The sequence below is a fragment of the Geodermatophilus sp. SMS 5-13 genome, assembly GCF_059428245.1.
Genome location: NZ_CP165729.1, coordinates 5,260,132 through 5,275,153, shown reverse-complemented (window position 1 = coordinate 5,275,153; position 15,022 = coordinate 5,260,132). Strand labels below are relative to the sequence as shown.

The 15,022-nt window shown below is 74.9% G+C and carries 18 protein-coding genes and 3 tRNA genes; 8 read left to right on the top strand and 13 right to left on the bottom strand.

All coding sequences use genetic code 11. The annotated features are described in order from the left end of the window. The gene (locus AB3388_RS25555) at nt 1-2,025 is read right to left on the bottom strand and encodes a transglycosylase domain-containing protein (RefSeq protein ID WP_495408128.1); all 2,025 of its coding nucleotides are present in this window, start codon (nt 2,023-2,025) and stop codon (nt 1-3) included. Nucleotides 2,026-2,264: 239 nt separating this feature from the next. Between AB3388_RS25555 and AB3388_RS25550 the strand changes: the two genes are divergently transcribed. Continuing rightward, a complete protein-coding gene (locus tag AB3388_RS25550; RefSeq protein ID WP_495408127.1) occupies nt 2,265-3,239 on the top strand; it encodes a phosphotriesterase family protein in 975 nt (324 codons plus the stop codon). 133 nt (nt 3,240-3,372) lie between these two features. Here the strand turns inward: AB3388_RS25550 and AB3388_RS25545 are convergent, their stop codons facing one another. Next, nucleotides 3,373-3,585 carry a hypothetical protein gene (locus AB3388_RS25545; protein WP_495408126.1) on the bottom strand — a complete coding sequence of 71 codons (213 nt, stop codon included), beginning with the start codon at nt 3,583-3,585 and terminating at the stop codon, nt 3,373-3,375. A gap of 196 nt (nt 3,586-3,781) precedes the next feature. Between AB3388_RS25545 and AB3388_RS25540 the strand changes: the two genes are divergently transcribed. The 5 genes from AB3388_RS25540 (at nt 3,782) to AB3388_RS25520 (ending at nt 7,545) form a co-directional block, all read left to right on the top strand. Then, on the top strand, nt 3,782-4,456 hold the full coding sequence (locus AB3388_RS25540) for a phosphodiesterase (RefSeq protein WP_495408125.1): 675 nt from the start codon (nt 3,782-3,784) through the stop codon (nt 4,454-4,456). Nucleotides 4,457-4,465: 9 nt separating this feature from the next. Next, entirely contained in the window at nt 4,466-4,942 is a 477-nt protein-coding gene (locus tag AB3388_RS25535; protein ID WP_495408124.1) for a helix-turn-helix transcriptional regulator, read from the top strand. Nucleotides 4,943-4,952: 10 nt separating this feature from the next. Continuing rightward, nucleotides 4,953-5,381: a VOC family protein gene (locus tag AB3388_RS25530; protein WP_495408123.1), complete on the top strand. Its 429-nt coding sequence runs from the start codon at nt 4,953-4,955 to the stop codon at nt 5,379-5,381. Nucleotides 5,382-5,536: 155 nt separating this feature from the next. After that, nucleotides 5,537-6,379, top strand: coding sequence for a hypothetical protein (locus AB3388_RS25525; protein WP_495408122.1), 843 nt, complete (start codon nt 5,537-5,539; stop codon nt 6,377-6,379). Nucleotides 6,380-6,528: 149 nt separating this feature from the next. Then, nucleotides 6,529-7,545, top strand: a complete 1,017-nt coding sequence (locus AB3388_RS25520; protein WP_495408121.1) for a glycosyltransferase — start codon at nt 6,529-6,531, stop codon at nt 7,543-7,545. Nucleotide 7,546: 1 nt separating this feature from the next. On the opposite strand, the gene AB3388_RS25515 is transcribed toward AB3388_RS25520, so the two are convergent. The 7 genes from AB3388_RS25515 to AB3388_RS25485 all read right to left on the bottom strand — a co-directional run bounded on the left by AB3388_RS25515 (nt 7,547) and on the right by AB3388_RS25485 (nt 13,180). Then, nucleotides 7,547-7,738, bottom strand: coding sequence for a ferredoxin (locus AB3388_RS25515; RefSeq protein WP_495408120.1), 192 nt, complete (start codon nt 7,736-7,738; stop codon nt 7,547-7,549). Next, on the bottom strand, nt 7,735-8,916 hold the full coding sequence (locus AB3388_RS25510) for an NADH-ubiquinone oxidoreductase-F iron-sulfur binding region domain-containing protein (protein ID WP_495408119.1): 1,182 nt from the start codon (nt 8,914-8,916) through the stop codon (nt 7,735-7,737). The genes AB3388_RS25515 and AB3388_RS25510 overlap by 4 nt, the downstream gene beginning before the upstream one ends. 5 nt (nt 8,917-8,921) lie before the next feature. After that, nucleotides 8,922-9,536 carry a ferric reductase-like transmembrane domain-containing protein gene (locus tag AB3388_RS25505; RefSeq protein WP_495408118.1) on the bottom strand — a complete coding sequence of 205 codons (615 nt, stop codon included), beginning with the start codon at nt 9,534-9,536 and terminating at the stop codon, nt 8,922-8,924. Beyond that, on the bottom strand, nt 9,533-10,447 hold the full coding sequence (locus tag AB3388_RS25500; RefSeq protein WP_495408117.1) for an FAD:protein FMN transferase: 915 nt from the start codon (nt 10,445-10,447) through the stop codon (nt 9,533-9,535). The genes AB3388_RS25505 and AB3388_RS25500 overlap by 4 nt, the downstream gene beginning before the upstream one ends. An 84-nt stretch (nt 10,448-10,531) precedes the next feature. Then, entirely contained in the window at nt 10,532-12,058 is a 1,527-nt protein-coding gene (locus AB3388_RS25495; protein ID WP_495408116.1) for a sensor histidine kinase, read from the bottom strand. 14 nt (nt 12,059-12,072) lie between these two features. After that, a complete protein-coding gene (locus AB3388_RS25490) occupies nt 12,073-12,819 on the bottom strand; it encodes a response regulator transcription factor (protein WP_495408115.1) in 747 nt (248 codons plus the stop codon). An 82-nt stretch (nt 12,820-12,901) separates the two neighbouring features. Continuing rightward, complete coding sequence (locus AB3388_RS25485) at nt 12,902-13,180, bottom strand: hypothetical protein (protein WP_495408114.1); 279 nt, start codon at nt 13,178-13,180, stop codon at nt 12,902-12,904. A gap of 173 nt (nt 13,181-13,353) precedes the next feature. On the opposite strand from AB3388_RS25485, the gene AB3388_RS25480 reads away from it, so the two are divergent. After that, complete coding sequence (locus AB3388_RS25480; RefSeq protein WP_495408113.1) at nt 13,354-13,617, top strand: hypothetical protein; 264 nt, start codon at nt 13,354-13,356, stop codon at nt 13,615-13,617. Between the two features lie 23 nt (nt 13,618-13,640). Here the strand turns inward: AB3388_RS25480 and AB3388_RS25475 are convergent. The 3 genes from AB3388_RS25475 to AB3388_RS25465 form a co-directional block, all read right to left on the bottom strand. Further along, nucleotides 13,641-13,714, bottom strand: a tRNA-Phe gene (locus AB3388_RS25475). A 24-nt stretch (nt 13,715-13,738) separates the two neighbouring features. Beyond that, a tRNA-Asp gene (locus AB3388_RS25470) sits at nt 13,739-13,812 on the bottom strand. Between the two features lie 13 nt (nt 13,813-13,825). Continuing rightward, nucleotides 13,826-13,898, bottom strand: a tRNA-Glu gene (locus tag AB3388_RS25465). A gap of 132 nt (nt 13,899-14,030) precedes the next feature. Here AB3388_RS25465 and AB3388_RS25460 point away from each other — a divergent pair. Then, nucleotides 14,031-14,675: an AMIN-like domain-containing (lipo)protein gene (locus AB3388_RS25460; protein ID WP_495408112.1), complete on the top strand. Its 645-nt coding sequence runs from the start codon at nt 14,031-14,033 to the stop codon at nt 14,673-14,675. 5 nt (nt 14,676-14,680) lie between these two features. On the opposite strand, the gene AB3388_RS25455 is transcribed toward AB3388_RS25460, so the two are convergent. Further along, complete coding sequence (locus AB3388_RS25455; protein WP_495408111.1) at nt 14,681-15,004, bottom strand: hypothetical protein; 324 nt, start codon at nt 15,002-15,004, stop codon at nt 14,681-14,683. Between the last annotated feature and the right edge of the window lie 18 nt (nt 15,005-15,022).

Below are 15,022 nucleotides of genomic sequence, written 5' to 3'. Positions count from 1 at the left end.
TCAGCCGCCGGCGCGGTTGGGGTCGGGTGGGGGCGGCCCGAGCGGGGGCAGCGGGATCCCCGGCGGCGGGAAGGGCGCCTTCGGCTCGGCGGAGAGGATCGGCGCCATCGCGTCGTGCCAGACCTGCGCGCCCCGGCCGCCGCCGAAGGTGCCGACGTCCTGGTTCCGCTTCGGGTTGAGCACCATGACGCTGGCCGCGTAGCGGGGCGTGAACCCGACGAAGGCGATCGAGAAGCGGTCCTGGCTGGTGCCGGTCTTGCCGGCGATGTCGTGGCCGGGGATGGCGGCCCGGGTGCCCGTGCCGATCGGGAGCGCGGTGTCGCCGATGAGGATGTTGCTCAGCGTCGTCGCGACCGCCGGCGGGATGGCCTCGGGCGTGCAGTGCCACCCGGTGTCGTACGGCTTGTCGTCGGCGTTGCGCAGCGGCTTGCCGTCGGCGTCGAGGACCTCGGTGACCGGGACGGGGTCGCACTGGGTGCCGTTGGCGCCGAGGGTCGAGTAGGCGCTGGCCAGGGCCATCGGGCTGGTCGCCTCGGCGCCGAGGGTGAACGAGCCCCGGTTCTCGGCGATGACCTGGTCGGCGACCGGGTCGAGGGAGAACAGGCCCATCTTCTGGGCGGTGCGCACCGGGCCCTCGACGCTGCCGAGCCGGTCCTCCAGCGCGACGAAGTAGGTGTTGGACGACCGGATGAGCGCCTCGGTCATGGTCAGCGTCGGCGGGTAGTTGCTGCCGACGTTCTCGACCGTGTAGGGCGCCGCCCCGTCCTTGTAGACGTGCGAGACGTACGGGTTGCTGGTCGTCTGCACGAACGACGGTGGGATGCCCTGCTCGAGCGCGGCCGCGGCGACGAAGACCTTGTACGTGGAGCCCGCGCCCTGGCTGGCGGCGAGGTTGAGGTCCACCGACTCCTGGGCGGGGTCGTTGGCGTCGTAGCCGAAGACGCGGTTGACGCTCATCGCGAGGACCGCGCCGGTGCCCGGCTCGAGGGCGGTGAACATGTCGGCCAGCGGGTCGCCCATGGGCAGCGTCGCCAGGACGGCGGCGTCGCCGGAGCGCTGCAGATCCGGGCGCAGCGTGGTCTTGATGGTCAGGCCGCCGTTCTCCAGCTCAGCCTGCGGGATGCCCAGGGTCTGGGTCAGGTGGCGCTGCACGAAGTCGCAGAAGAACCCGCCGATCGTCGCGGCCACGCAGCCGTTGGGCGGCGGCGGGCTCGGGGCGACGGTCACCGGCTCGGCGGAGAGCTTGGGCAGCTCCTCGTCCGGCAGGTGGCCCTGCTTGTTCATCCGCTCCAGCACCTGGTTGCGGCGGGTCCGCGCGGCGTCCGGGTCGACCAGCGGGTCGTCGACGGTCGGCGTCTGCACCAGCCCGGCGAGCAGGGCGGCCTGGACGACGGAGAGGTCGGCGGCGTCGACGCTGAAGTAGCGCCGCGCGGCGGCCTGGACGCCGTAGGCGCCCTCGCCGAAGTACACGAGGTTGAGGTAGCGGGTGAGGATCTCGTCCTTGGAGTACCTCTCCTCGAGCGACAGGGCCAGCCGCGCCTCCCGCAGCTTGCGCCCGATGCTCTGCTCGGTGGCGGCCTGCCGCTCCTCCGCCGTCGAGGCGGTCTGCAGCAGGGTCTGCTTGACCAGCTGCTGGGTGATCGTCGACCCGCCCTCCTGCACCGAGCCGGCCAGCACGTTCGACACCAGCGCCCGCACGGTGCCCTCGACGTCCAGGCCGTTGTGCTCGTAGAAGCGGGCGTCCTCGATGTCGACCAGGGCCTGCTTCATCACCGGGGCGATCCGGTCCGACGGCACGGGGGTCCGGTTGTTCGTGTAGAACTTCGTGATCACCGAGCCGTCCGCGGCCAGCAGCACGCTGTTGCCCGCCGGCGCGTGGTCGCCCAGGGCCGACGGCAGCGGGCTGAGCAGGTCGGCGGAGGACCGCGCCGCGAGCCCCGGACCGACGACCCAGGGCGTCAGGGCGGCGGCGATGAGGATGCCGGCCAGGGGGACGGCGACGAGGAGCAGCGCCAGGGCTCGCAACCGGGGATGACGCCTTCTGGCCACCGCTGACCCCGCTTCCCCCCGGCCCCCCTCGGGCGGAGAGAGGACCGGCGCAGGTCCCGGATCCGGACGGTTCCGGACCCGCGATCGATGCCTTGATGATGACGGAGCGGCGCCCCCGCAGATAGACGGTCGTGACCGCTTCGTGACGCGTGACAGGGTGCAGGCGCGACCGCCGTGCAGCGGAGCCCGGCGGCCCCCGAGCAAGTGGAGGAACCGTGCCGCAGGTCGAGACCGTCCGTGGCCCCGTCGACACCGCCGAGCTGGGACGGACGCTCATGCACGAGCACGTGTTCGTGCTGACCGCGGACGTCCAGCAGAACTACCCCGGCGAGTGGGGCGACGAGGACGAGCGGGTGGCCGACGCGGTGCGCCGGCTGAACGAGCTCGCCGGCCGCGGCGTGCGGACGATCGTCGACCCGACGGTGATCGGGCTCGGCCGCTACATCCCGCGGATCCAGCGCATCGCCGAGCAGGTGGACCTCAACATCGTGGTCGCCACCGGCTGCTACACCTACGGCGACGTCCCGTTCTTCTTCCACTACCGCGGCGCCGGCTCGAGGACCGACCGGCCCGACCCGATGGTGGACATGTTCGTCGGCGACATCGAGGACGGCATCGCCGGCACCGGCGTGAAGGCGGCCTTCCTCAAGTGCGCCATCGACACCCAGGGGATGACCCCCGGGGTGGAGCGGGTGATGCGCGCGGTCGCCAAGGCCCACCGGCGCACCGGCGCACCGATCACCGTGCACACCCACCCCGGCGACCGGACCGGCCTCGAGGTGCAGAAGGTGATGGCCGACGAGGGGGTCGACCCGCGACGCGTCGTCCTGGGACACAGCGGCGACACCACGGACGTCGACCACCTGTGCGAGCTGGCCGACGCCGGGTTCCTGCTGGGCATGGACCGGTTCGGGATCAACCTCGACACGACGTTCGAGGCCCGCGCGGACACCCTGATCGAGATGTGCCGCCGGGGCTACGCCGAGCGGATGGTCCTGTCCCAGGACGCGAGCTGCTACCTCGACTGGCTGGCGCCCGGCGTCATGGATCTGCTGCCGCAGTGGCACTACACGCACATCCTCGACGACGTGCTGCCCTACGTGCGCGAGCGCGGGGTCACCGACGAGCAGATCGAGACGATGCTGGTCACCAACCCGCGGCGGTACTTCGAGGACGTGAGCGCTTACTGAAAGGACCCCGCTACACCCGCCACTCGCACGCTCGCGGCGGGACCCTGCAGCGGGGCCGTTCCATCACCTCACCCGGCCCGGACTGTCCCGGCGGCGCGCTATCGCAGCCGCCGGGACGCCGGCGCCTGGGGGGTCACCGGATCGCGCGGATCTCGGTGCTGGTGTTCGACAGCGGCGCCCACGCGTCGGGGTGCGGACGACCGGCGTCCACGACCCACGACGGGGTGCGCGCGGCCGAAGTGGTGGCACGCTTCGCGGTGGGGCGGGCGGAGAGGCCCACGATGACGGCGAGCAGCACGATCAGCCCGACGAGCACCCCACCGATGACCAGAAGCGTCGAGAGCATGTACTCAACGTAAGCGCCGGACTGTTCCGTGTCACCGGCTGGAGGCGGGCAGATCTCCCCGAACCTCGGCCGCCGAATGCGCAGACTTCGCCCGTCGACACTCCCGGACCGGTTCGTCCTCTCGGCAGCTTCCGCCGAGCTGGCACCCGGCGCCCTTCCCGCGTGACCCGGGGCACCGCCCGGGTATGGCGGCCACGTGGCGGAGCGGACGCGCGGAGGGCCGTCGCCGGCGCGCGCGGCGGGGCGGCTGGCCGGGGTGCCGCTGGGCGCGCTGGCCCGGTGGCGGCAGGACAGACCGATGCATCCGCGCGGCGCGGTGTTCGACGGGCAGCTCGAGCGCGGGACCGGCGGGGAGCCGGTGGGCGTGCCGTGGCTGGACGAGCCGGGGCGGGACGCGGCCGTCGTCCGCCTCTCCCGCGGGATCGGGCTGCCCGAGCCGTGGCCGGACCTGCTCGGCCTGGCCGTGCGCGTCCCCGGCGGGGCGGACGGCGAACCGGTCGACCTGCTGCTGAGCAGCACCGCGACCGCGCCGCTGCTGCGGATGGTCCCCGTGCCGCGGCTGCGGCCGGCCACCGCCTACACCTCGATCATGGGCTACCGCTCCGACGCGGGGACGCTGCTCCTGGCCGCCCTGCCGGATCGGGGCCGCGAACCCCTGCGGTTCACGCTGCGCGCGGCGCGGAGGCAGGGGCCGTGGCGCCCGTTCGGCCGGCTGACCCTGACCGGGCCCCGGGAGCCGCTCGACGCGGACGTGCGCTTCGACGCCGTCCGGCACCCGCCGCACGGCCTCGTGCCGGACGGTCCGATGGCCCGCTTCCGCGCCCCGGCCTACGCCGCGGCCCGGGCGGGCCGCGACCAGCCGCCGCCGTAGTCTCCCCCCGTGACGGGGACGGCGGTGCGGACGCCGGGCCGCGCCCTGCTCGTGCACCTGCGCCGGGCCCGCGACCACATCGACCGCTGCTACGCCGAGGCGCTGGACCTCGACGCGCTGGCCGCGGTCGCCGGGGTCTCCAAGTACCACTTCGCCCGCTGCTTCGAGGCCACCTACGGGGAGACGCCGATCCGCTACCTCACGCGGCGGCGGATCGAGCGCGCGCAGGACCTGCTGCGCCACGCCAACCTCACGGTGACCGAGATCTGCGTCGTCGTCGGGTTCGCCAGCCTCGGTTCGTTCTCCTCGCGGTTCCGGCAGCTGGTCGGCGAGAGCCCGACCGCCTACCGCGACCGCTGGGCCGCCCGCGGGGGGCCGCACGTCCCCGGCTGTTTCCTGTTCATGCGCGGGGTGCTCGACCCCGCCGAGACCGGTCCGGCCGATCGAGCAATCTGGGAGAAGCCCGCCCCCGGTCCGCGGCCCTAGCGTTGGTCGCATGATCACGAACGTCTCGCTCATCACCCTCTACTGCCTCGACCAGGACGAGGCGCGCGACTTCTACGTCGACGTCCTCGGCTTCACCATGCGCACGGACATCACGATGGGGGAGGGCTTTCGCTGGGTGACCGTCGGGCACCCCAGCCAGCCGGAGCTGGAGATCACGCTCATGACGCCCGGGCCGCCGCTGGACGAGGAGGCCGCCGCGTTCGTCCGACGCCAGCTGGAGAAGGGCGGCCAGGGCGGGCTCGGCCTGCGGGTCGACGACTGCCGCAAGACCTACGAGGAGCTCTCCGCGAAGGGCGTGGAGTTCCTCCAGGAGCCCAGCGACCGGCCCTACGGCGTGGAGGCCGTGATGCGCGACGTCTCCGGCAACTGGCTGGTCCTGGTGGAGCCGCGGGCGTTCACCCCGGAGGACTTCAGGTGAGGAAGGGGTCCTCATCCCGGTGACACCGTCCGGCGGCGGGTGGAGCATGGCCCCACCCGATCCGCCGCACGGGGGTTCGACGAGCGGGAGCTCTCGTGGACGCTGTCACTTCCCGACCGGCCCGTTCCCAACGCATCCGCCGGATGTCCCCGGGCATGCAGGTCCTGCTCGTCGCCTTCTGCGTGCTGACCGCGCTGGCCGTGGCCGCGCTGTACGTGATGGCCGGCCGGACCGCCGACTGCTTCGCGTGGACGATCCAGCCGCCGCTGACCGCCGCGTTCCTCGGCGCCGGCTACGCGGCCGGCTTCGTCCTGGTGGTGCTGTCGCTGCGCGACCCGGTGTGGGTGGACAGCCGCGTCGCGGTGCTGACCATCCTCACCTTCGTCGTCCTGACGCTGATCGCGACGCTGATCCACCTCGACCGGTTCCACTTCATGGCGGAGTTCGCCGCGAGCGGCTTCCTCGCCAAGGCCGCGGCCTGGTTCTGGCTGAGCGTCTACCTCGTCGTCCCGGTGACGATGCTCGTGCTGCTCGTGCTGCAGGAGCGCGCGCCCGGGATCGACCCGCCGGCGCGCCGGCCGGTCCCGCTGGTCCTGCGGGTCGCGCTGGGGCTCGAGTCCCTCGCGCTCACGGTCACCGGGATCGCCCTCTACGGCGCGCCGACGACGGCGGGGCGGCTGTGGCCGTGGACGCTCACGCCGCTGACCGCGCGCGTGGTGGCGGCCTGGCTGATCGCGTTCGGCCTGGCCACGGCGCTCGCCTCGGTGGCCGGGGACCTGCGCCGGCTGCGGACGGCGGCGATCGCCTACACCGTGTTCGGCGCCCTGGTGATCGTGTCGCTGATCCGGTTCGCCGACACGCTGGACTGGAACGACCCGCCGACGATCGCGTTCGCGCTGATGTCGGTGGCCGTCGTCGCCACCGGCGCGGCCGGCTGGGTCCTCGCGCCGAAGCCGCGGCGGGTCCGGCGGCACACGGGGGCCCACGCAGCGGTCTGAGACGTCGCTCACTCGATCGGGTCTGTCCGGTTTCGTTAGCGCGGCGGGCGGGGTAGCCGATCCTGGCGTCGGCTCGACATCCGCGGGCCGGTCCGTCGATCTGCACCTCCTCCTGCGGAGCAGTGCACGACCGCAGGAGGAGCGCCCCCGTGTCCGTCGTCGGGCCGTCCGAACCGGTGCCGCGGGTCGCCGCCGTCCCGTTCGCCGACCCCTACGTGGACGCCGTCCTGCCGCCCGGCGTGGTCCGCGTCGGTCCGGCCGCCGAGCCCAGCCCCTGGCTGGACGCCGCGTACCTGACCGCGCACGCGCGCGACATCGACGTCCTGCACGTGCACGGCGGTTACGGGCACCTGCCGGTGGCGGCGCTGGAGGGCTGGACCGAGACCGTCCGCCGGCTCGGGATCCCGCTGGTGGTGACCGTGCACCAGCTGCGCGTGCCCGCGGAGCCGCTGCCGATCCGCCACGACGCCCACCTGGCCGCCCTGCTGGCCACCGCCGAGGTCGTCCTGACCCTCACGCCCGGCGCCGCCGACGAGATCGCCGACCGGTACGGCCGGACGGCGATCGTCGTCGCCCACCCCTCGCTCGCCGTCCTGCGCCCCGACCTCGGCGCCGAGCGCGGGCTGGTCGGCCTGCTGCTGCGCTGCCCGTCCCCGGCGGTGCCCGACCCGGCCGGCCTCGTGCGGGCGGCGCTGTCCGGGGCGGTGTCCGGCGGCGGGCGGCTGCGGGTGCTGCTCGGCGTCCCCGGCGATCCCGACGACGCGGTGCCCGGCGTCTCCCGGCTGGCCGCCGAGGGCGCGCTGGAGCTGGTCGCACCCGACGACGCGGGATGGGTCGCCGAGCTGCAGCAGCTGCACGTCGCGGTGCTCGCCGAGCGCTGCGGCACCCACTCGCGGGACCTGGAGGTCTGCCGCGACGTCGGCACCCGAGTGGTGGCGCCGAGCTGCGGCTGGTTCGCCGACCAGTGGTCCGACGTCGTGACGTACGGCAACGACGAGGAGCGCGGCTTCGACCCGGTCTCGCTCTCCGTCGCCGTCGGGGCGGCGCTGGCCCGCCCGATGCCCCGGCCGGCCGACCGCGCGTGGCGGGAGGGGCAGCGCGCCGCCGTGCAGCGCGTGCACGCGCAGGTCTACGCGCAGGTGGCGGCGGACCGCGTCCGGGTCTGACCTACCGCAGCCGGAGGGCGCGGGTGGGGCAGCCGGCCGCCGCCGACCGGGCGCGGCGCAGCAGCTCGCGCGGCACCTCGCCGGCGGCGAGCAGCGGGAACCCCCACTCGTCCAGCGCGATGCCCTCCGGCAGCAGCTCGGCGCACAGGCCGTGCCCGGTGCAGGCGACCGGATCGACGAGCAGCCGGGTCACCGGGCGCCTCCGGGAACGGGCAGGAACGGGACGTCGGTCGTCGCGCTGCAGCGCCCCTGCCGGTGCAGCGCCAGCTCCGCCGCGAAGACCCCGAGCGCGCTGGCGACCAGCCGCACGGTGCCGTCGGGGTGCCGGCACGCGCCGCGTCCCTCCATCAGGCCGCACCAGCGCCACACGTCGGTGAGCAGCTCGCCGGGCGCCGGGCCGGGCCGGGCCAGGACGTCGAGGCCGGCGGCGATGCGGGGCAGCCCGTTGAGGCACGGCCCGCACTGGCCGGCCGACTCCTTGGCCAGCCAGCCGACGACGCGGGCGGTCTCCCGCAGCCCGCAGCGGTCGCCGGGCAGCGCGGCCAGCACGCCCGCGCCGAGCGTCGCGCCGACCGGCTCGAGGCCGGCACGGTCGAGCGGCAGGTCCTCCGCCACGGCGGCCGGCAGCCACGTGCCGTGGTAGCCCCCGACCAGGACGGCGCGCACGTCCGCGTCGATCGGGAGGACGGCGCCGAGCGGCGTGCCCAGCGCGACGTCGACGACGTCGGCGCGGCCGGTCGCCGGGCGCCGCGTGACGAGCAGACGGTGCGCCGCGCCGCTCTCCCCGCGGGCGAGCAGCGCCAGGCGGGCCAGCGTCTCCACGTTCTGCACCAGCGTGGGCCGGCCGCCGACGCCCCGCTCGCGGATCGGTACGACCTTCGCGCGGGGCAGCGGCGCGCCACCCTCGACGGCGGCGACCAGCGCGGACTCCTCCCCGGCCAGGAACCGGTCGTCGGCCGGGTGCAGCCGCACCGCGGGGAGGTCCGGCCGCTCGGCCAGGCGATCGGCCAGCCCCGGCAGCAGCTCCGGCGGCGCGGCGAGGACGACCTTCTTGGCGTCGAGCCGCCGCGTGACCAGCTGCAGCCCGTCGAGCACCAGGTGCGGAGCGCGGGCGAGCAGGACGGCGTCCTTGGCCGCGGCCGGCTCGCCCTCGGCGCCGTTGGCGATCACCACCGGCCGGCGCCGGGCGGCGGTGACCGAGCGGAGCTTGACCGCCGTCGAGAAGCCGGCGCCGCCGCGGCCGGTGAGCCCCGCGGCCGCGGCGAGCTCGATCGCGTCGGCAGGCGGCAGCGGGCCGAAGGCGGCCAGGTGGTCCGCCACGCCGGGTCCGGCCGCATCGAGCAGCCCCGGGGGAAGCAGGGACGTGGTCATGGGGGTCACCTGTTCCGGAAGACGGGAACGGCGGGGCCGCCGGCCAGGGCGGCGGAGGCGCGGGCGAGGGCCGCGGGCGCGCGGTCGGCGGGAACGGTGCGCCGTCCGGTCCAGGCCACGACCGTCGTGCCGGCCACGACGGCGGCGCAGGCCAGGGCGAGGGCCAGCGCCCAGCCGGAGCCGAGGTCGGTGCCGGTCATCAGGCCGTGCACGAAGGCCAGCGGCCACAGCAGGTAGGCGCTCCGGTGGATCGGCTGCCAGACCCGGTGCGGCAGCCGGCCCCGCAGCAGGCTGCTGACGACGATGACCAGGCCCAGCTCCACCGCGAGGGCGCCGAGGCCGATCCCCGCCGGCCGCCAGGTGGAGGTGAACGGCACCAGCGCGGCGACCGCCGGGATGTCGACGTAGGAGTCGGCCACCGACATGAGCACGTGCACGAGCAGCAGCAGCGCCGAGATCAGCGAGACGTTGCGGTGCAGGGCGACCGCGCCGAACCGCGGCAGGCCCGGCAGCCGGCGCTGCCGCCGCACGACCACGCCGAGCACGATCGTGGCCGTCATGAGGACCAGGGAGACCAGGCCGGTCGCCCGGATCAGGTACCAGAACGCCTCTGCACTCATGCCGCGGCCTCCGCGGGCCAGCCGCCGGCGGTGAACACCTCGCCGTCGACGGTGACCAGTCTGACCGGTACGCCGATCGTCCGCAGCCACGGCCAGACGGCGTTCCCGCGCACCATCGCGGCGGTGCTCACCGTGTTCGCGTCGACACAGCTGCCGGCGGCCACGGAGACGGTCCGCCAGGCCGGCGCGGCCGGCAGGCCGCTGCGCGGGTCGAGCAGGTGGTGCAGCCAGGCGCCGCCGCGCTGCCAGCGCCGGGCGACCGTCGAGGAGGTGGCCAGGCCGCCGTCGGTGAGGGTGACGACGGTGGCCGGCCCGGCCGGCGGGGCGTCGGGATCGCCGCAGACGTCCTCGACCCGCACCCGCCAGCCGCCGGCCGGGGCCTGTCCGGCGACGGCGAGGTCGCCGCCGAGGGAGACCAGGCAACCCGCGCCGGTGCGGCCGGCGATGTCGGCGGCCGCGGTGTCGGCGGTCCACGCCTTCGCCGTCGCGCCCAGGTCGAGCCGGACACCGGGGGACAGGCGCACCCGGTGCGCCTCCGGGTCGAGCTCCACCGCGCGCCAGCCCGGCGCGGGGACGGCGACGACGAGCCCGTCGGCCGCCACCAGTGGCAGGTCGCGGTCGTAGCCGAGGCCCTCCAGCGGGCCGCCGACGGTCGGGTCGACGTCGCCGTCGGTCAGCCGCGCGGCGCGCAGGGCGACCGCGAGCAGCTCGGCCAGCAGCGGGCTGATGTCGGTCCACCCGCCCGGCTCGAGCGCGGCGAGCTCGGAGTCGGCGCGGAAACGGCTGCAGGCGCGGTCCACGGCGGCCATCCGCCGCACCAGCAGGGCGCGGGCCTCGTCGAGCGCCGTCGGGTCGGTGACGGCGAGCCGGACGCGGCAGCTCCAGGCCGTCCAGTCCGCGGTGGCGGTCACGGGCACCTCCTCGGGGTCGTACCGAGAACGGTGCGCCGCGGAACTACCGGAGCCCCGTGGTGGCGCTGTGCGGCCCCTTTGAGGTCAGGAGGCGGCCCCGGGCTCGTCGTCGGCCTCGTCGGTCTCCGGCTCACCCAGCACGGCGCCGGGCAGCCGGACGGTGAACACCGTCCGCCCGGGGCCGCTGCTGACCTGCACCGTGCCGTCGTGCGCGGCGACGACCGCGGCGACGATGGCCAGGCCGAGGCCGGTGCTGCCCGCCGCGCGGGACCGGGACGCGTCACCCCGGGCGAAGCGCTCGAAGACCTGCGCCTGCAGCTGCGGCGGGATGCCGGGGCCGTCGTCGGCCACCTCCAGGACGGCGGTGCCGCCCTCCATCCCCAGCCGCACCGTCGCCGTCGTCCCGTCGGGGGTGTGCGTGCGGACGTTGGTGAGCAGGTTGGCCAGCACCTGGTGCAGCCGGGCGGCGTCACCGGGCAGCAGTACGGCGACCGGCGGGACCTCCACCTGCCAGTGGTGCCCGGGCCCGGCCACGCGGGCGTCGCTGACCGCGTCGAGCGCGAGCACGGTGAGGTCGACCTCCCCGAGCTCGAGGTCGCGCCCGGCGTCCAGGCGGGCGAGCAGCAGCAGGTCGTCGACCAGGGCCGACATCCGCAGCGACTCCGACTCGACCCGGCGCAGCATGTGCGCGACGTCGTCGGTCGACGGCGGGCGGCCGTCGGTCTGCTGGCGGCGGAAGAACTCGGCGTAGCCGCGGATCGAGGCCAGCGGCGTGCGCAGCTCGTGGCTGGCGTCGGCGACGAACTGTCGGACCTGCGTCTCGGAGGCCTGCCGGGCGTGCAGCGACTCCTCGACGTGGTCCAGCAGCCGGTTGAGCGCCGTCCCCACCCGGCCGACCTCGGTGCGCGGGTCGGTGTCGGCCTCGGGCACCCGCTGGGGCAGGGTGACCTCGCCGCTGGCCAGCGGCAGCTCGGTGACCCGGGTGGCGGTGCCGGCGACGCGCTCCAGCGGCCGCATGGTGCGCCGGATGACGAGGGCGCCGGCGATCCCGGCCGCCAGCAGGCCGACCAGCCCGGCGACCACCTCGACGGTGACCAGGTTGCTGACCGCCCGGTAGGAGCTGCCCAGCGGCAGGCCGGTGACCTGGACGTTCCCGTTGGGCGAGGTCCTGGCCACGACGCGGTAGTCGCCGTAGCCGCCCCCGATGTCGACGGTGCGCGGTTCGCCGTCGGCGGGGAGGTCGGTGAGGATGCCGCACTCGTCGTCGCCGAGGTTGTCGGTGTGCCCGCTCGCGGTGATGACGGCGGCGGTGATGATGCTGCCGTCGGCGACCTGCGCGGCGAGGGTGCCGGCGCCCTGGCCGCGCCGGTTGAGCGATTCGGGCCCGTGGTAGTCGTCGTCGTAGTCCGGCGACGGCGGGGTGCCGTAGGAGCCGGCGGAGCCCCGCGCGACCGCGGCGGAGAGCTGCACGTCGACCTGGCGGATCAGCTGGGACCGCAGGACGAGGGTGGAGATGACCCCGACGAGGACGAGGACGACGGCCAGCGGGACGAGGAAGGTCCACAGCAGCCGAGCCCGCAACGACAGGCGTTGCGGGCGACGGGGCCACATGCGACCTCCCGGGCTCAACTGTTCGCCGGCTTGATCATGTACCCCGCACCGCGCAGGGTGTGGATCATCGGCTCGCGGCCACGGTCGATCTTCCGCCGCAGGTAGGAGATGTACAGCTCCACGACGTTGCCCTGGCCGCCGAAGTCGTACTGCCACACCCGGTCGAGGATCTGCGCCTTGGACAGCACCCGGCGCGGGTTGCGCATGAGGTAGCGCAGCAGCTCGAACTCGGTGGCGGTCAGCCGGATCTCGTCGCCGCCCCGGGTCACCTCGTGGCTGGCCTCGTCGAGGGTGAGGTCACCGACGACGAGCAGGCCGTCGTCGGCCACCGCGCGGTTGGTCCGGCGCAGCAGGCCGCGCAGGCGGGCGGCGACCTCCTCGAGGCTGAACGGCTTGGTCACGTAGTCGTCGCCGCCGGCGGTCAGGCCCGCGATGCGGTCGGCCACGCCGTCGCGCGCGGTGAGGAAGATGACCGGCAGCAGCGGGGCGTCGGCGCGCAGCCGCCGCAGCACCTCCAGCCCCTCCATGTCCGGGAGCATGACGTCGAGGATGACCGCGTCCGGCCGGAACTCCCGCGCGGTGCGGACGGCCTCGGTCCCGTTGGCCGCCGTCCGGACGTCCCAGCCCTCGTACCGCAGCGCCATCGACAGCAGCTCGGTGATGGAGAACTCGTCGTCGACCGCGAGCACACGCAACGGGCTGCCGTCCGGCCGGGTCAGCGGGGCGCGGGACGGGGCGCCGGAAGGAGCGGTTTGCGTCATGCCGATCACTGTGCCGCTGCTTCCTGTGGATTCTCTGAGAACGCCCGGAAGGTTCACTGGATCGCCGGAAGGTCCACCGAGTTCAGGAACCGCCGCTCGAGGCGTCCACCGAGCCGGAACCGCTCGAGCTGCCCGGCGCCTGCTGGGCCTGGCTGATCGAGTCGTCCGAGGAGCCGGCGCTCGTGGTGCCGTCGGCGGCCGTGCCGGTCGCGTCCGTGCCGGCCCGGTCGGCGAGCCCGATGGCCAGCGCTCCCGTGCCGAGGGCGGCCGCGGCGGCGACGGCGGCCGTGACCGTCCGGACCCGGCGCCGGCCACGGCGGAGCTGCTCGTACGGGTCGGGGAGCGGCGTGGAGGAGGTCATGCCGGCCAGCCTCGGCGCACGCCGTCGGAGGGCGCCGTGGCCGCCCTGTGCCGGCGCTGTGGGCCGGTCGGCTCACCCTTCCGGGGGATCCGGCGGGGCCCGGGTGCAGTCCGCCCGCCGGCCTGCCGATCGCGTTCTTACCAGCGGCGCTGCTTCGCCGAGGAGGAGGAGACATGACCGAGCCCCGTCAGCCCGACGTCGTGCACACGGATTCGGGCTTCCTGCACGTGTCCGAGGTCGAGGAGCCGCAGGTCTCGGCCAACCCGGTCATCCACCACATCTCCGTCTACAAGACGCGGGCCCGGATGATGTCCGACTCCCGCGTGGAGCGGCGGGCGCGGGAGATGCACGCCGCCAGCAGCTACACGGAGTGGGAGAGCCTCTCCGACGCCGACCAGGAACTGTGGCGGCACATGGCCCGCGTGGAGCTGTGCTGACAGCCCCGCGGGGGAAGAGCGGGTGGGCAGGGGCGGGGTCGAACCGCCGACCTCTCGCTTTTCAGGCGAGCGCTCGTACCGACTGAGCTACCTGCCCCGACCGGTGTCCGACACCGGAGAGCGACCCTGACGGGACTCGAACCCGCGACCTCCGCCGTGACAGGGCGGCGCGCTAACCAACTGCGCTACAGGGCCTTGCTGTGGTGCGTGCCCCCAACGGGGTTCGAACCCGTGCTACCGCCTTGAAAGGGCGGCGTCCTGGACCGCTAGACGATGGGGGCTCGTGTTCGCCGGGGGCAGGGCAAACGATACATGGCCCGCCGCGGGCGGCTGACACCACCCCGTCGGGAGTCCTGGTCGGACCGGCGCGTCGGCTCTTATCCGCGGGGGTCACCCCTGTCAGTCTGTGCACCGTGAGCCGAGCCCGTGTCGCGTCCGCCGCCCTCTTCGCCGCCGCCCTGCTCGCCGGGTGCGGGTCCGGCGACGGCGGCGGCACCGACACCGCGTCCGCCTCCTCCGAGGTCACGTCGTCCTCGCCCTCGTCGTCCGCCTCGGCGTCGGCGACGGCCACGGGCGGCCCGGAGAAGCCCGACGACGGCAGCACCGACGCGCCGGCGTTCCCCGCGAACACCGAGCCGGACACGGAGGAGGCCTCCGCCGACGCGCAGGTGACCCCCAGCGACATCCGCACCGGCCGGCACGACGGCTTCGACCGGGTCGTGTTCGAGGTCGGCGGCACCGGCACGCCGGGCTGGGACGTCCGCTACGTGGACCAGGCCTCCTCGCAGGGCAGCGGCGACCCCATCGACGTGGCCGGCGACGCGGTGCTCCAGGTGACGATCACCGGCGCGCAGATCCCCGACACGACGGGCGTCGCCGAGTACGACGGGCCCGACCCGCTGGCCGGGTCCGGCACGCAGACGGTCACCGAGGTCGCCTACGACCACATCTTCGAGGGGACGGCGGTCGCCTTCGTCGGGACGACGGCGGAGGTGCCGTTCCGCGTCTACGCGCTGTCGAACCCCACGCGCGTGGTGGTCGAGGTCCGCGACGCCTGAGCCGGTCAGCCCAGTGACGCGCTGAGGGTCACTCCGTCCTCGGTCACCTCGGTGCACTCCAGGTCGAGGGGCCCGGCCGACACGCTGTCGCCCTGGGCGCAGGAGACCTCGGTGTCGCCGACGCGCAGCGTGGCCCGGCCGTTCTCCACGCCGGCCAGCGCCAGGTTGGTGTTCAGCAGGTCGGCGGAGGCGCCGTCCCCGGTCAGCGTCACGGAGCAGGTGGTGCCCGAGCAGGAGACGCCGTCGGAGCTGCAGCCGGCGAGCGGTGCGAGCAGCAGCCCGCCGGCGAGGACGGTCGCGGCCAGGCGCGCGGGGCGGGTCGTCGACATGGCCCGAGCGTAGGTCGG

Coding starts and splice junctions, on each gene's coding strand:
- AB3388_RS25545 (WP_495408126.1), bottom strand. CDS start 3,585: ATGCTCTCGACGCTTCTGGTCATCGGTGGGGTGCTCGTCGGGCTGATC.
- AB3388_RS25530 (WP_495408123.1), top strand. CDS start 4,953: ATGATCACGAACGTCTCGCTCATCACCCTCTACTGCCTCGACCAGGAC.
- AB3388_RS25525 (WP_495408122.1), top strand. CDS start 5,537: ATGCAGGTCCTGCTCGTCGCCTTCTGCGTGCTGACCGCGCTGGCCGTG.
- AB3388_RS25510 (WP_495408119.1), bottom strand. CDS start 8,916: ATGACCACGTCCCTGCTTCCCCCGGGGCTGCTCGATGCGGCCGGACCC.
- AB3388_RS25505 (WP_495408118.1), bottom strand. CDS start 9,536: ATGAGTGCAGAGGCGTTCTGGTACCTGATCCGGGCGACCGGCCTGGTC.
- AB3388_RS25495 (WP_495408116.1), bottom strand. CDS start 12,058: ATGTGGCCCCGTCGCCCGCAACGCCTGTCGTTGCGGGCTCGGCTGCTG.
- AB3388_RS25490 (WP_495408115.1), bottom strand. CDS start 12,819: ATGACGCAAACCGCTCCTTCCGGCGCCCCGTCCCGCGCCCCGCTGACC.
- AB3388_RS25485 (WP_495408114.1), bottom strand. CDS start 13,180: ATGACCTCCTCCACGCCGCTCCCCGACCCGTACGAGCAGCTCCGCCGT.
- AB3388_RS25480 (WP_495408113.1), top strand. CDS start 13,354: ATGACCGAGCCCCGTCAGCCCGACGTCGTGCACACGGATTCGGGCTTC.
- AB3388_RS25455 (WP_495408111.1), bottom strand. CDS start 15,004: ATGTCGACGACCCGCCCCGCGCGCCTGGCCGCGACCGTCCTCGCCGGC.